The organism is Amycolatopsis sp. SID8362, from assembly GCF_010550475.1.
In the GTDB taxonomy this organism is placed as follows: Bacteria; Actinomycetota; Actinomycetes; order Mycobacteriales; family Pseudonocardiaceae; genus Amycolatopsis; species Amycolatopsis eburnea.
On sequence record NZ_JAAGNB010001211.1, the window covers coordinates 1 to 13,000 of the forward strand.

13 protein-coding genes and 2 pseudogenes are annotated in these 13,000 nt (G+C 71.4%); 8 read left to right on the forward strand and 7 right to left on the reverse strand.

Going from position 1 to position 13,000, the window contains the following annotated elements; genetic code table 11:
* Positions 1-1,027 (forward strand): annotated as a pseudogene (locus G3I65_RS37205) (hypothetical protein); the annotation flags it as partial.
* 1 nt (position 1,028) lies between these two features.
* Here the strand turns inward: G3I65_RS37205 and G3I65_RS37210 are convergent.
* Complete coding sequence (locus G3I65_RS37210) at positions 1,029-2,423, reverse strand: NAD(P)/FAD-dependent oxidoreductase (RefSeq protein WP_166641055.1); 1,395 nt, start codon at positions 2,421-2,423, stop codon at positions 1,029-1,031.
* 130 nt (positions 2,424-2,553) lie between these two features.
* Between G3I65_RS37210 and G3I65_RS37215 the strand changes: the two genes are divergently transcribed.
* On the forward strand, positions 2,554-2,985 hold the full coding sequence (locus G3I65_RS37215; protein WP_309235914.1) for a histone-like nucleoid-structuring protein Lsr2: 432 nt from the start codon (positions 2,554-2,556) through the stop codon (positions 2,983-2,985).
* A gap of 18 nt (positions 2,986-3,003) precedes the next feature.
* On the opposite strand, the gene G3I65_RS37220 is transcribed toward G3I65_RS37215, so the two are convergent.
* The 5 genes from G3I65_RS37220 to G3I65_RS37240 all read right to left on the reverse strand — a co-directional run bounded on the left by G3I65_RS37220 (position 3,004) and on the right by G3I65_RS37240 (position 7,326).
* Positions 3,004-3,735 carry a lipoate--protein ligase family protein gene (locus tag G3I65_RS37220; protein ID WP_160700241.1) on the reverse strand — a complete coding sequence of 244 codons (732 nt, stop codon included), beginning with the start codon at positions 3,733-3,735 and terminating at the stop codon, positions 3,004-3,006.
* Positions 3,732-5,120: an NAD(P)(+) transhydrogenase (Re/Si-specific) subunit beta gene (locus G3I65_RS37225; RefSeq protein WP_160700242.1), complete on the reverse strand. Its 1,389-nt coding sequence runs from the start codon at positions 5,118-5,120 to the stop codon at positions 3,732-3,734. Before G3I65_RS37225 ends, G3I65_RS37220 begins: the two co-directional genes overlap by 4 nt.
* Complete coding sequence (locus tag G3I65_RS37230; RefSeq protein ID WP_043776145.1) at positions 5,117-5,422, reverse strand: NAD(P) transhydrogenase subunit alpha; 306 nt, start codon at positions 5,420-5,422, stop codon at positions 5,117-5,119. The genes G3I65_RS37225 and G3I65_RS37230 overlap by 4 nt, the downstream gene beginning before the upstream one ends.
* Before the next feature lie 5 nt (positions 5,423-5,427).
* A complete protein-coding gene (locus G3I65_RS37235; RefSeq protein WP_160700243.1) occupies positions 5,428-6,540 on the reverse strand; it encodes a Re/Si-specific NAD(P)(+) transhydrogenase subunit alpha in 1,113 nt (370 codons plus the stop codon).
* A 123-nt stretch (positions 6,541-6,663) separates the two neighbouring features.
* On the reverse strand, positions 6,664-7,326 hold the full coding sequence (locus tag G3I65_RS37240) for a TetR family transcriptional regulator (protein WP_160700244.1): 663 nt from the start codon (positions 7,324-7,326) through the stop codon (positions 6,664-6,666).
* 91 nt (positions 7,327-7,417) lie between these two features.
* Here G3I65_RS37240 and G3I65_RS37245 point away from each other — a divergent pair, with 91 nt between their 5' ends.
* The 6 genes from G3I65_RS37245 (at position 7,418) to G3I65_RS37270 (ending at position 12,531) form a co-directional block, all read left to right on the forward strand.
* On the forward strand, positions 7,418-8,485 hold the full coding sequence (locus G3I65_RS37245) for a ferredoxin reductase (protein ID WP_160700245.1): 1,068 nt from the start codon (positions 7,418-7,420) through the stop codon (positions 8,483-8,485).
* Positions 8,486-8,495: 10 nt separating this feature from the next.
* The gene (locus tag G3I65_RS37250; protein WP_160700246.1) at positions 8,496-9,602 is read left to right on the forward strand and encodes an acyl-CoA desaturase; all 1,107 of its coding nucleotides are present in this window, start codon (positions 8,496-8,498) and stop codon (positions 9,600-9,602) included.
* Positions 9,603-9,609: 7 nt separating this feature from the next.
* Positions 9,610-9,810, forward strand: coding sequence for a hypothetical protein (locus tag G3I65_RS37255; protein WP_086859936.1), 201 nt, complete (start codon positions 9,610-9,612; stop codon positions 9,808-9,810).
* A gap of 335 nt (positions 9,811-10,145) precedes the next feature.
* Positions 10,146-11,450 carry a sensor domain-containing protein gene (locus tag G3I65_RS37260; RefSeq protein WP_160700247.1) on the forward strand — a complete coding sequence of 435 codons (1,305 nt, stop codon included), beginning with the start codon at positions 10,146-10,148 and terminating at the stop codon, positions 11,448-11,450.
* Positions 11,451-11,459: 9 nt separating this feature from the next.
* Entirely contained in the window at positions 11,460-12,104 is a 645-nt protein-coding gene (locus tag G3I65_RS37265; protein WP_125306195.1) for a response regulator transcription factor, read from the forward strand.
* 16 nt (positions 12,105-12,120) lie between these two features.
* On the forward strand, positions 12,121-12,531 hold the full coding sequence (locus G3I65_RS37270) for a secondary thiamine-phosphate synthase enzyme YjbQ (RefSeq protein WP_160700248.1): 411 nt from the start codon (positions 12,121-12,123) through the stop codon (positions 12,529-12,531).
* Here the strand turns inward: G3I65_RS37270 and G3I65_RS37275 are convergent.
* Positions 12,469-13,000 (reverse strand): annotated as a pseudogene (locus tag G3I65_RS37275) (ABC transporter permease); the annotation flags it as partial. The gene G3I65_RS37270 and the pseudogene G3I65_RS37275 overlap by 63 nt on opposite strands.

Here is a 13,000-nt window from a genome sequence, read left to right on the forward strand (position 1 = left end):
GGAACCGCCCGCTGCTGCCGCAGCGCCCACCCAAGCCGCGGCCGAGCCGGAACCTCCCGCCAAACCCGCAGCCGCGCCCGAGCCCACGCCTCCCGCCGAGCCCGCCGCCGCACCCAAGCCGGAACCCTCGGCCGCTCCCGAACCCGCATCCGCCAAGGCCGCATCGGGGCCGAAGCTTCCCCTCGCCATCGAAATCGCGCTCCCCCAAGCCGCCCCGCCCCCGGAAACCGCACCCGAGGACGCCGAACGCACCGAAGTCCTCCCCGCACCGGTCTTCCCCGGCACCAAACCGCCCCGCCTCACCCAGCCGGGTGAGCCCGGACCGTCCACCCCGGACACCGAGCGCACCGAACGCCTCCGCACCCCACCCTCGCCGCACCCGCGAGAACCCGTCCAGCCGGCACCCCAGCCCGAAAGCACCTCCCGCACCGTCCGCTGGCTGCCCCTCGCCGCAATCGGGCTGCTCGTTCTGCTGGTCGTCGCCGCGATCGCCGTCGCCACCACCGGGGATGACACCGACGCCGTGCCGACCGGGCCGCCCACGCCCGCCACGCAGCCGCCGCCCGTCAGTTCGACAACCGCTGCTCCCACGCAGAGCCTGCAGTTCGCGCTGCGCGCTGCCGACGCCGATCAGCGGTGTGCGTCGCACGCCTTCGGGGATGCCCAAGCCAGCCTGCAGCAGACCAGCTGCGCCGGGGTGCGGCGGGCCAGCTACGCCGCCACCGTCGACGGGCGGCCCGGGGCCGTCACCGTCGGGATCGTCGAGTTCCCCGACGCCTCGCAGGCGGCCGCCTTCAAGGCCGTCGCGGACACGCCCGGCGGGGGCGGGATCCTCGACCTCGCCACCGAGACCGGCAAGTGGGGCGACACCGCGCCGCCGCGGTTCGACAACGCCGCCTACGCCTCGAAGCTCGAAGGCACGTCCGTGCGGCTGGTGCAGGCCGTCTGGGCGCCGGGACCGTCCACTCCGGACGATCCCGGCCTGGCCCGCGCCGCCAAGGCGGCGCTGGACCTGCCCGCGCGGTGACTCAGAGCCCGTAGGCCTCGAGCAGCCGCAGCCACACCTCGCTGATCGTCGGGAACGACGGCACCGCGTGCCACAGCCGGTCGAGCGGCACCTCCCCGACGATCGCGATGGTCGCCGAGTGCACCAGCTCCGAGACGTCCTGTCCGACGAACGTCACGCCGAGCAGCACGTTCCGCTCGGTGTCGACGACGATCCGGGCCTTGCCGGTGTAGCCGTCCGCGTGCAGCGACGAGCCCGCCACCGCGATGTCGATGTCGACGACCCGGTCGGCCGAGCCCGGCCGCGCGTCCGCCAGGCCGACCGCCGCGACCTCCGGGTCGGTGAACACGACCTGCGGCACGGCGTGGTGGTCGGCCGTGGCGGTGAACGGGCTCCACGCCTCCGTCGAGACCGGCTTGCCCGCGGCCAGCGCCGCCACGGTGTCACCCGCCGCGCGGGCGCCGTACTTGCCCTGGTGGGTCAGCGGGGCGCGGCCGGTGACGTCGCCCGCCGCGTACAGCCAGCCACCGTCCACTGCGGACACCCGGCCGGTGTCGTCGACCTCCAGCGCGGAGCCCGGCTCGACGCCGAGCGTCTCCAGGCCGAGCTTCGCGGTGGCCGGACGGCGCCCGGTCGCGACCAGGAATTCGTCGACGACGAGCGTTTCGCCGTCCTTCAGCGTCAGCTCGGTGCCGGACTTCCCGGCGACGACCCGCTCGACGCCCGACTCGGTGTGCACGAACACCCCGGCTTCGCGCAGCCCGTGCAGCACGAGGTCGCCGGCGAAGTGCGCGTTGCGCGGCAACGGGCGCTCGCCGGTGATCACGAGGTGGACTTCCGAGCCGAGCGAGGCGAACGCCTGCGCCATCTCGACGCCGACCACCCCGCCGCCGAGGACGCCGAGCCGCGCCGGCACCGACTCCGCCGACGTCGCTTCGCGCGAACCCCACGGCCGGATCGTGTCGAGGCCCGGGATCTTCGGCGTGTTCGGCACGCTTCCGGTGCACACGATCACCGCGTGCCGCGCGGTCAGCACACGGTCGCCGTCGACGGTCACCTCCCGCTCACCGGTGATCGCGCCGTGCCCGCGGACCGGTTCGATGCCCACGCCGCGCGCCCAGTCGACCTGTCCCGAATCGTCGCCCTTGCCGGTGAACCAGTCACGGCGGGCGAAGACGGCCGCCGGGTCGATCCGGTCGCCGACCGGCACGCCGGGCACGCGCTTGGCGGCGGCGAGGAGATTTCCCGGCCGCAGCAACGCCTTGCTCGGGATGCAGGCCCAGTACGAGCACTCGCCGCCGAAGCGTTCGTGCTCGACGAGGGCGACCTTCAGCCCGCCGCGGGCCGCCCGTTCGGCGGCCACCTCCCCCACCGGACCCGCGCCGATCACCACTACGTCAAAAGTCTGTGCAGCCATGGGTTCAGCGCACACCACCGCGCGGGATCACGCAAGCCAGCAGCTATCCTCGTCACGAGAAGCTGCAAGGTCTATCGGCGGCACCGGGTGCCGTCGACCCCGGTGCGCCCGAAGAGCACGGGAGGTTGTCGTGGCCAAGAACACGGCTGTGCGGGTGCTGGACGATCTGACCGGCGAGGCCGCCGCGGAAACGGTCGGGTTCGGGCTGGACGGCATCGACTACGACATCGACCTCTCCTTCGCCAACGCCGACGCGCTGCGCGAGCTCCTGCAGCGCTACGCCGACGCCGGCCGCCGCACCGGGGGCCGCAAGCGCCGCCCGCGGATCGTGCCGGGCGCGAAGCGGCCGCGTGCGAAGGCCGCAGCGAAGACCACGAGGGCAACGACCACGAAGGCGACGGCCACCAAGGCCGCGCCGAAGGCCGCCGCCAAAGCGAAGCCGGTCGCGGCGAAGGCCGAACCGGCGAAGACCACCCGTGCCCGGAAGGCCGCGGAGCCGAAGAAGACCACGCGCGCGACGTCGCGGAAGGTGCCCGGCGTCACGTTCTCGGCCGCCGAGTAAGTCCACAGTAGACAGAGGTCACGCGGCGCGCTGGGCGCCGTCCGCGTGCCACGACGGGTAGTGGTAGCGGGTGTGCAGCAACGCCCGCTGCCGGTCCCGTTCGGCCGACGTCGGCGGGCGCGGCACGAACGTCCCGAGGATCTGCGAAGCCGCCGCCCGCACCGCGGCCTCGACCGCCGGGAAGCCGGGCCGGATGCCGTGCTCGGCCAGCGACGCCACCGGGCTGCGGTGGGAATCGAGCGGCCGCGGGTCCGGCGGCGCGCTCGTCAGGTAGCGGCCGACGAGCGCCGCGGAGGTCTCGACCAGCAACGTCGAGTGGGCCAGCAGCCCGGTCTTCGTGCGGAACACGGCGAACCCGCACAGCTTCGCCTCGCCGACGAACAGCCCGCGGTCGCCGATCCGCGGCACCAGGCCGAGGTGGTCGACGGCGGCGCTCATCACCTGGCCGAGCGCCTCCAGCGGCCGGTCGGCCGGGCCGGGCAGCACCAGCGTGACGTTCAGGTTGCCCGGGTCGTGGAAGACGGTGCCGCCGCCGCTGGCCCGCCGCAGCACCGGGACGCCGTCGCGCTCACATTCCGGAACGCGCACCTCGCGCGCGATCCGCTGCCCGCGCCCCACCACGACGCAAACCGGGTTGCGCCAGAGCCACAGCACCGGTGACTCGGGCGCAACCCGGAGGAGCGCTTCGTCGAACGCGAGGTTCTCGGCGGGGTCGGTGAACGCCGCACGCACATCCGACCCGGCTGTCATAACGCCTTGAGTTCCTCCACGATCTCGCCCACCGACGACTTGGCGTCCCCGAAGAGCATGCTGGTCTTCGGATCGTAGAACAGGTCGTTGTCGATGCCCGCGAAGCCGGAGCTCATGCCACGTTTCAAGACGATCACGGACCGGCTTTCGTTGACCTTGAGGATCGGCATCCCGTAGATCGGCGAGCTCGGGTCGGTCTGCGCGGCCGGGTTCGTGACGTCGTTCGCGCCGATCACGAGCGCGACGTCGGTCTGGGCGAACTCCGAGTTGATCTCGTCCATCTCCTTGAGCTGCTCGTACGGCACGTCGGCCTCGGCGAGCAGCACGTTCATGTGCCCGGGCATCCGGCCGGCGACCGGGTGGATGGCGTAGGCGACCGTGATGCCCTTCGACTCCAGGAGCTTCGCCATCTCGCGGACGGTGTGCTGCGCCTGCGCCACGGCCATGCCGTACCCGGGCACCACGACGACCTTGCTGGCGTAGGCCATCTGGATCGCGGTGTCGGCCGCGCTGGTCGAGCGCACCGGGCGCTCTTCCTTGGCGCCGCCGCCTGCCGAGATCGCCGGCCCGCCGCCGAAACCGCCCGCGACGATCGCCGGGATGGACCGGTTCATCGCCTTGGCCATCAGGTTGGTCAGGATCGAACCGGACGCCCCGACGATCATGCCCGCCACGATCAGCGCCGTGTTGTCCAGCGCCAGGCCCATCGCCGCGGCCGAGAGGCCGGTGAAGGCGTTGAGCAGCGAGATGACGACTGGCATGTCCGCGCCGCCGATCGGCAGCACGACGGTGAGGCCGAGGACACCCGCCGCGACGAGCAGCCCGACGATCAGCAGCCACGAGTCGCCGCCGGCGATGATGGCCACCGCGCAGCCGAGCGCGACCAGCAGGAGCAGCGCGTTGACCGGTTGCTGCAGCTTGCCCATGGTGATCGGGCGGCCGCTGATCAGTTCCTGCAGCTTGCCGAACGCGACGTTCGAGCCCCAGAAGGAGATCGACCCGATGATCGCGGCGAACAGGGACGCGATCGCGATGTACGCCGGTTCGTGCGCGTAACCGTCGGTCGAGTTGAACTCCACCCACGCGATGAGCGCGACCGCGCCGCCGCCGACGCCGTTGAACAGCGCCACCATCTGCGGCATCGCGGTCATCTTCACCTTGCGCGCCGACGGCACGCCGACGACCACGCCGATCCCGACGCCGAGGGCGATGAGCACCCAGTTGCCCATGCCGGGGGTGAGCAGGGTGGCGATGACGGCGATGCCCATGCCGACCGCGGCGATCCAGTTGCCGCGGACGGCGGTGCGCGGGCCGGTGAGGCCCATCAGGCCGTAGATGAAGAGGGCGAACGCGATGATGTAGAGGATCGCGATGAAGTCGGTCACTTCGTCTCCTCCTCATCGGCCGGAGCGGGTTTCTTGCCCTTGAACATCGACAGCATCCGGTCGGTGACCAGGAACCCGCCGACGACGTTGATCGTGCCGAAGGCGATCGCGATCACCAGCAGGATCTTGTTGAAGACGCCGTCGACGCCGAGGCCGAGCACGACCAGGCCGCCCAGCAGCACGATGCCGTGGATGGCGTTGGTGCCCGACATCAGCGGGGTGTGCAGGGTGTTGGGGACCTTCGAGATGACGGCGAAGCCGACGAACCCGGCGAGCACGAGCACCGCGAGGTTCTGCACCAGGGGACTCACGACGGGCTCCCTTCGCGCCCGGCCACGCAGGCACCGGCGACGATCTCGTCTTCGAAGTTCAGCTCCAGCGCGCCTTCCTTCGTCACGAGCAGTTCCAGCAGCTCGGTGACGTTGCGCGCGTACAGCTCGCTGGCGTGCGAAGGCATTTCGGCGGGCAGGTTGAGCGGGGACGAGATGGTGACGTCGTGCTCCACGACGTCCTCGCCCGGCTTGGTCAGCTCGCAGTTCCCGCCGGTTTCACCCGCGAGGTCGACCACGACCGACCCGGCGGGCATGCCCTTGACGGCGTCCGCGGTGACCAGGGTCGGCGCCTTGCGGCCCGGCACCAGCGCGGTGGTGATCACGACGTCGAACTTCGTGATGGCCTCGGTGAGCCGCCGCTGCTGCTCCTCGCGCTCTTCCGGCGTCAGCTCGCGGGCGTACCCGCCTTCGCCGACCGCCTCGATGCCGAGGTCGAGGAACTGCGCGCCGAGCGACTTGACCTGCTCGGCGACCTCGGGCCGGACGTCGTAACCGGTGGTCTGCGCGCCGAGCCGCTTGGCCGTGGCGAGTGCCTGCAGGCCGGCGACGCCGGCGCCGAGCACCAGCACCTTGGCCGGCGGGACGGTGCCCGCCGCGGTGGTGAGCATCGGGAAGAAGCGCGGCAGCTTCTGCGCCGCGAGCAGCACGGCGCGGTAGCCGCCGATGCTGGCCTGCGACGACAGCGCGTCCATCGCCTGCGCCCGGGAGATCCGCGGGATCGCCTCCATCGCGAAGGCGCGCAGGCCCGCTTCTTCGAGCTTCGCCAGCCCGTCGGGATTGCCGCGCGGGTCCAGGAAGCCGACGAGCACGGAACCCCGGCTCAGCTTCGCGACCTCGTCCGGCGTGGGCGGGTTGACCTTCACGACGATCTGCGCGCCCCACGCGTCGCCGAGTTCGGCGCCCGCTTGGGTGTACGCGTCGTCACTCAGGTGGGCCCTGGCCCCGGCGCCCGGTTCGACGACCACGCGCAGCCCTCGCTGCGCCAGCCTCCCGACCAGCTTGGGCACCACGGCCACCCGGCGCTCCCCGGGGCGTGACTCGGTCACCACACCCACGGTGAGCTGCTGACTCTGTTCGCTGTCCGTCACACGACCTCCTCATCGGCGAGGCACGATCCGAGGGTTGTACCACGCCGGACCGACAGTCCCCAGTGACGTGAGTCGCAAGTCTCGGGGTTCTGCCGGGAAATACGAACGCCGTGCGGGAAACGTTCAGCGAGTTTTCCAGTGCGGGATGCCGAGCAGGATCAACCGCAGCCGTTTTTCCGCCGTTCCGGTGATTTTCGCGTCTTCACCTGGGCGGGCTTCCAGCAGTTCGACGGTCGTCGTGATCATCACGGAAACGATCAAGTCGGCCAGCATGTGCAGGTCTTCGGTGCTCCACGAGCGCAGCGGGGTGAACCGGGCGAGGTCGATGGCGAGATCACCGGAGAACATCCGCAGTTCGACGGCGATGGCGCGGGCGAGCGGCCCGCCGCCGTAGCGCTCGCGGGTCAGGAACCGGAAATGGTCCTCGTTGGCCCGCACGAATTGGTGCACCGTGGCCACCGAGGCGCTGATCATCCCCTGGTAGGTGTCCGGGTCGGTGCGGGCCGAGCGCATCATGCCGCGCAGCGTGCGCGTCGCTTCTTCGACGAGCGCGACGCCGAGTTCCTCCATCGTGGCGAAGTGCCGGTAGAACGCCGTCGGCACCAGCCCGGCGCCCTTCGCGACCTCGCGCAGGGAAAGCGTGGCGAACGGGCGGTCCGCCAGCAGCTCCAAGGCGGTGTCCAGCAACGCCTGGCGCGTGCGTTGCTTGCGCTCCTGTCGGCTCACCGGCGCCAGCGGGTCTTCGGACACGACCTCCAGCGTACGGGTGTCCACCGCGTTGCTCACGTCACATCCTCACCTCTCCGCGTTGACAGCGGCTCCACTCCTGCAGTGCACTGTTCAGTGTACAGTCGTTCACTGTAACCGAGGAGGACAGATGACGGCGCTCATCCCCCGGCGGGTGCGCAGCCTCGCCTCGCTGGCCGAGGCGCTGCTGACGCCGCACGGGATGGACCGGTACCTGGAGCTCGTCGACCCGATGCTGGTCCGCCGCGAGATCCGCGGGCTGGTCACGGCGGTGCGCAAGCAGACGCCGGACAGCGTCACCCTCACGGTGCGGCCGAGCCGCGCGTGGCCGGGCTTCACCGCCGGCCAGTACGTCCGCCTGCAGGTGGAGATCGACGGCGTCCGGCGCACGCGGTGCTATTCGCCGTGCGGTTCGCAGTACGACGGCGAGCTGGAGTTCACGGTCAAGGAGCAGGGCCTGGTGTCCGGCCACCTCAACCGCGCGATCGGCGTCGGCTCGGTGGTCAACCTGTCCACTCCGGACGGTGCGTTCACGCTGCCCGCCGCCCGGCCCGACCGCGTGCTGCTGATCGCGGGCGGCAGTGGCATCACGCCGGTGCTCGCGATGGCCCGCACCCTGGTCGACGAGGGCCACGCCGGCGAGATCGTGTTCGTGCAGTACTCGAACGGCCCGGCCGACGCGCTGTACCGCGGCGAACTGGCCGAACTCGCCGCGCGGCACCCCGGCCTGCGGGTCGTGCACGCCTACACCCACACGAAGGGCGGCGAACTGCGCGGCTTCTTCACGCCGGAGCACCTCGAGCAGGTCGCACCGTGGTTCCGCGACGCCGAAGCGTTCGTCTGCGGCCCGAAGCCGCTGATGGACGCCGTCCGCGAGCAGCTGGGTGAACGCGTGCACACCGAAGAGTTCACGCCGCCGGCGTTGACCTTCGACACGGAGAACGCCGAAGGCCAGGTGCGCTTCAAGCGCAGCGGGCGGGAGTGCGCGAACTCGGGGAAGCCGTTGCTGGAGCAGGCCGAGGAAGCCGGGCTCTCGCCGGAGCACGGCTGCCGGATGGGCATCTGCTTCTCCTGCACCCAGCTGAAGACCGCCGGACGCGTCCGCAACGCGCGCACCGGCGAGATCTCCGGCGACGAAGACGAAGAAATCCAGCTCTGCATCTCCGTCCCGGTCGGGGACGTCGAGATCGACGCTTAAGGAGACAGCCATGACCGGTCTGCAGGACCGCCTGACCCCGGAACAGGTCGAGGAGTTCGGCCGCGAGCTCGACGCGCTGCGCCAGCGGATCGTCGACGACCTCGGCCAGGAGGACGTCGACTACATCCACAACATCATCAAAACCCAGCGCGGCCTGGAAGTCGCCGGGCGCGCGCTGCTGTTCGCCGGGTTCTTCCCGCCCGCGTGGCTCGCCGGCGTCGGCGCGCTGTCGGTCGCGAAGATCCTCGACAACATGGAGATCGGCCACAACGTCATGCACGGCCAGTACGACTGGACGCGCGACCCGGCGCTGAGCTCGCAGCGCTTCGAGTGGGACACGGTGGCGCCGGCGGAGAACTGGCGGCACTCGCACAACTACATCCACCACACGTACACCAACATCGTCGACAAGGACCGCGACGTCGGCTACGGCATCCTGCGGATGGACACCGCCCAGAAGTGGCACCCGTACTACCTGGGCAACCCGGTGTACGCGACGCTGCTGGCGCTGTTCTTCCAGTGGGGCGTCATGCTGCACGACCTCGAGGTCGAGAACGTCGTCAAGGGCACGCGGTCGTGGGCCGACAACGTGCCGGTGCTGAAGAAGATCGTGCGGAAGGCGTCGCGGCAGATCGGCAAGGACTACGTCCTGTTCCCGCTGCTGACCGGCCCGCTGGCGCCGCTGACGTTCCTCGGCAACGCGACGGCGAACCTGACCCGCAACCTGTGGGCGTTCGCGATCATCTTCTGCGGCCACTTCCCGGCGGACGTCGAAAGCTTCACCGAGGAGGAGACAGCTTCGGAATCGCGCGGCCAGTGGTACCTCCGCCAGATCCTCGGCTCGGCGAACATTTCGGGCGGCCCGCTGTTCCACATCATGAGCGGCAACCTGTCCCACCAGATCGAGCACCACCTGTTCCCCGACATCCCGGCGCGCCGCTACCCGCAGATCGCGGGCGAGGTGCGCGCGATCTGCGAGAAGTACGGCCTGCCGTACCACACGGGGCCGCTGCGCAAGCAGCTCTGGTCGGTCGCGAAGAAGATCGTGAAGCTCGCCCTCCCTTCGTCGCCGTCACCGGTTACCGTGGAACCCGACCGGCAGCTCCGAGCAGCGTGAGGGTGACATGGTGGGCCAGTTCGAACGAGACAAGGACACCCTGCAGGTGATCACCGAATCAGCCGCGACGCACGTCGGCAACATAGCTTCGATCATCACCGGCGCGATCCGCGACATCGCCCGCGAGACGGGCGACTGGCTCACGGACGTCATCGAGATGCGCGAAGCGGCACAGCGTGCCCGGGAGGACGACCCGGACACCCCGTGACCCGGCGTTCGTGAAGGCCACCTCGAGTTCCCCGAGGTGGCCTTCGCGGCTTTCGCGGCCCGGGATTGTCGGTGGTCGCCGGTAGAGTGGAAGACGGGGGGCGCCCCCGCGGGCCGTCGTCTGCGTCGCTTCGGCGCCGGTCTCCGGCAGGTCGCGAAGGGCTCATTCGCGATCTCTGAGGTTCCCGATGAGTCATTCGCGAGGTCGCCGGCCGAGTGAGCCGCCGGGCCGATCCGCGACGCACGCTGGCCGAGCGACCCGGCCGATTCCCGCCCCCGAGGTCGTGAGACGTCCCGCACGGGCGCTTCCCCGCCCCCGCCCCGGGGGAAAACCGGATGGGCACCACCGCCCGCCCAGGCGAAACTGAACCCGTGACCAGCCTCGACCTACCCCGCCCCCACCTCGTCCGCCGGGTCTTCGGCCCCCTCGCGGCGCGGGACTTCTGGGCCGAGTACGCCTGGCTGTGGCTCGCCGGCCCGCTCAGCCTGTTCTCCCTCTTCACCTTCCTCGTCGTCGTCTTCGCCGGCCTCTGGCTGACCCCGGTCCTGCTCGGCTTCCTCGTCCTCGCCGGCGCGCTGCTCTACGCCCGCGCCCTCGGCGCCGCCCACCGCGGCCTCGCGAAGGCCCTCCTCGGGGTGAGCGTCCCCGCCCCGCGCCGTCCCGAGCTGAAGCCCGGGCTCTGGAGCTGGGTGAAGGCGCGCGTCGGCGACCCGGCGGGCTGGCGCACGGCCGGCTACCTGCTGCTGCGCCTCCCGCTGACGATCGCGGGCCTGTTCTCCGTCGCCGTCGCGTCAGTCTACGGGGTGACCGCGACGACGTTCGCCGTCTTCTGGTTCCCGCTCGGCGAGCGGGAGCTGCCGGTCTTCGACATCCGCGCCGAACACTGGCCGGGCGCGCTCGCCTGGTCTGCGTCGGGGCTGCTGGTGCTCGTGGTGCTGCCGTGGGTGACGCACGCCTTCACCGCGCTCGACCGGCTGATGGTCGTCGGCCTGCTCGGCGAACGCGTGCTGTCCGAACGGGTCCGCGACCTCGAAGCGAGCCGCGCGACCGCGGTCGAGGACGCCGCCCTGCGGCTGCGGCGCATCGAACGCGACCTCCACGACGGTGCCCAAGCGCAGCTCGTCGCGCTGTCGATGAAGCTCGGCCTGGCCAAGGAGGAGCTCGAAGGCGTCGACCTGCCGCAGGTCAAAGAGCTGGTCACGGCCGCGCACACCAACGCGAAGCAGGCGTTGACCGAGCTGCGCGACCTCGCCCGCGGCATCCACCCCGCCGCGCTGGACGCGGGTCTCGACGTCGCGCTCGCCACGCTCGTCGCGACGTCGGGGATCGACGCGCGGGTCAGCGTGCACCTGCCGCGCCGGCCGCCGCCGTCGCTGGAGACGATCGTCTACTTCAGTGCCGCCGAGCTGCTCACCAACGCCGCGAAGCACGGCGGGACGACGTCCGTCGAAGTCACGGAGGACCGCGACGTCCTGTGGCTGCGGGTGCGCGACGACGGGGGCGGCGGCGCCCGGATCGTGCCCGGTGGCGGCCTGGCCGGCGTCGCCGAACGGCTGCGGACGGTCGACGGTGAGCTCTCCGTCACGAGCCCGGCGGGTGGCCCGACCGAAGTGATCGCACGGGTGCCGCTGCCCCGCTAGGGTCGCGGCATGCGGATCGTCATCGCGGAGGACTCCACCATCCTGCGCCAAGGCCTCGTCGAGTTGCTGACCTTCCGGGGTCACGAGGTCGTCGCCGCGGTGAAGGACGCCGACGCGCTGCGGACCGCCGTCGAAAGCCACACGCCTGACGTGTCCATTGTGGACATCCGGATGCCGCCGACGCACACCGACGAAGGCCTGCGGGCCGCGATCGCCCTGCGCGGCGAGCTGCCGGGCTGCGCGATCCTGCTGTTCTCCCAGTACGTCGAGACGAAGTACGCGGCGCAGCTGCTGGCCGACCGCGCCGGCGGCGTCGGCTACCTGCTCAAGGACCGCGTCGCGGAGGTGTCGGACTTCCTGGACGCGTTGCGCCGCGTCGCGGACGGCGAAACGGTGCTCGACCCCGAAGTCGTCAGCCAGCTGTTTTCCGCGACGCGCCAGACGGACGCACTGGGCGGCCTCACCCCGCGCGAACGCGAAGTGCTGGGCCTGATGGCCGAAGGCCGGTCGAACTCCGCGATCGCGGCGAAGCTGTTCCTGTCGGCCGGTTCCGTGGAGAAGTACGTGACGTCGATCTTCGGCAAGCTCGGCCTGCCACCGTCCGAAGGGGACAATCGCCGGGTGCTGGCGGTGCTGCGCTACCTCGACTCCTGAGCCTTACGCTGGAGCCATGTACTCCACCGAGATCGAGGTCCGCACCGGCTCCGCCGCCGTCGTCCACGACCTCACCCACGAAGCCGAGGCCTTCCTGCGCGACGCGGACGCGGCCGACGGGCTGCTGCACGTCTGGGTGCCGCACGCCACGGCCGGGCTGGCGATCCTCGAGACCGGCGCCGGCAGCGACGAAGACCTGCTGACCGCGCTCGACGAGCTCCTCCCCCGCGACGGCCGCTGGCGGCACCGGCACGGGAGCCCGGGTCACGGCCGTGACCACGTGCTCCCGGCGCTGGTGCCGCCGTACGCGACGATCCCGGTGCTGGGTGGCGTGCTCGCGCTGGGCACCTGGCAGTCGATCTGCCTAGTGGACACCAACCTCGACAACCCGGTCCGCAAGGTGCGGTTCAGCCTGCTCGCGGGCTGACGGCCACAGCGTCACCACCAGGCCCGCGGCCAGCAGCGCGCCCAGTACCCACAGCCCGGTCGTGACGTCGGGCGCGTCCGGCACGCCCTGCAGCAGGCTGCGCAGGCCCTCGGTCGAAAAGCGGAACGGCGTCCACGACCACAGCAGCGTGCGGTAGGCCGGGTTCAGCAGCTCCGGCACCTGGCCGGCGACCGCGGGCGCGACCAGGTACAGCGGTCCGAGCACGGCCATCGCGCGCAGGCCGAGCAGGCGCAGCAGCCCGGCTTGCACCGCCGCGAACGCCGTCGCGGCGAGGAAGACGAAGCCGAGCACGCCGGCGTCGAGCGGCAGCGCCGAATCCCACAGCGCGAAGAACCCGGCGACGACCGCCGTGAGCAGCACGCCGACGCCCACGACCTGCACGAACCGCGCTCCGGCGCCGGTCCGGCGACCGGTCCGCTTCGCCAGCTGGGTCAGGCCGAGGCCGGCG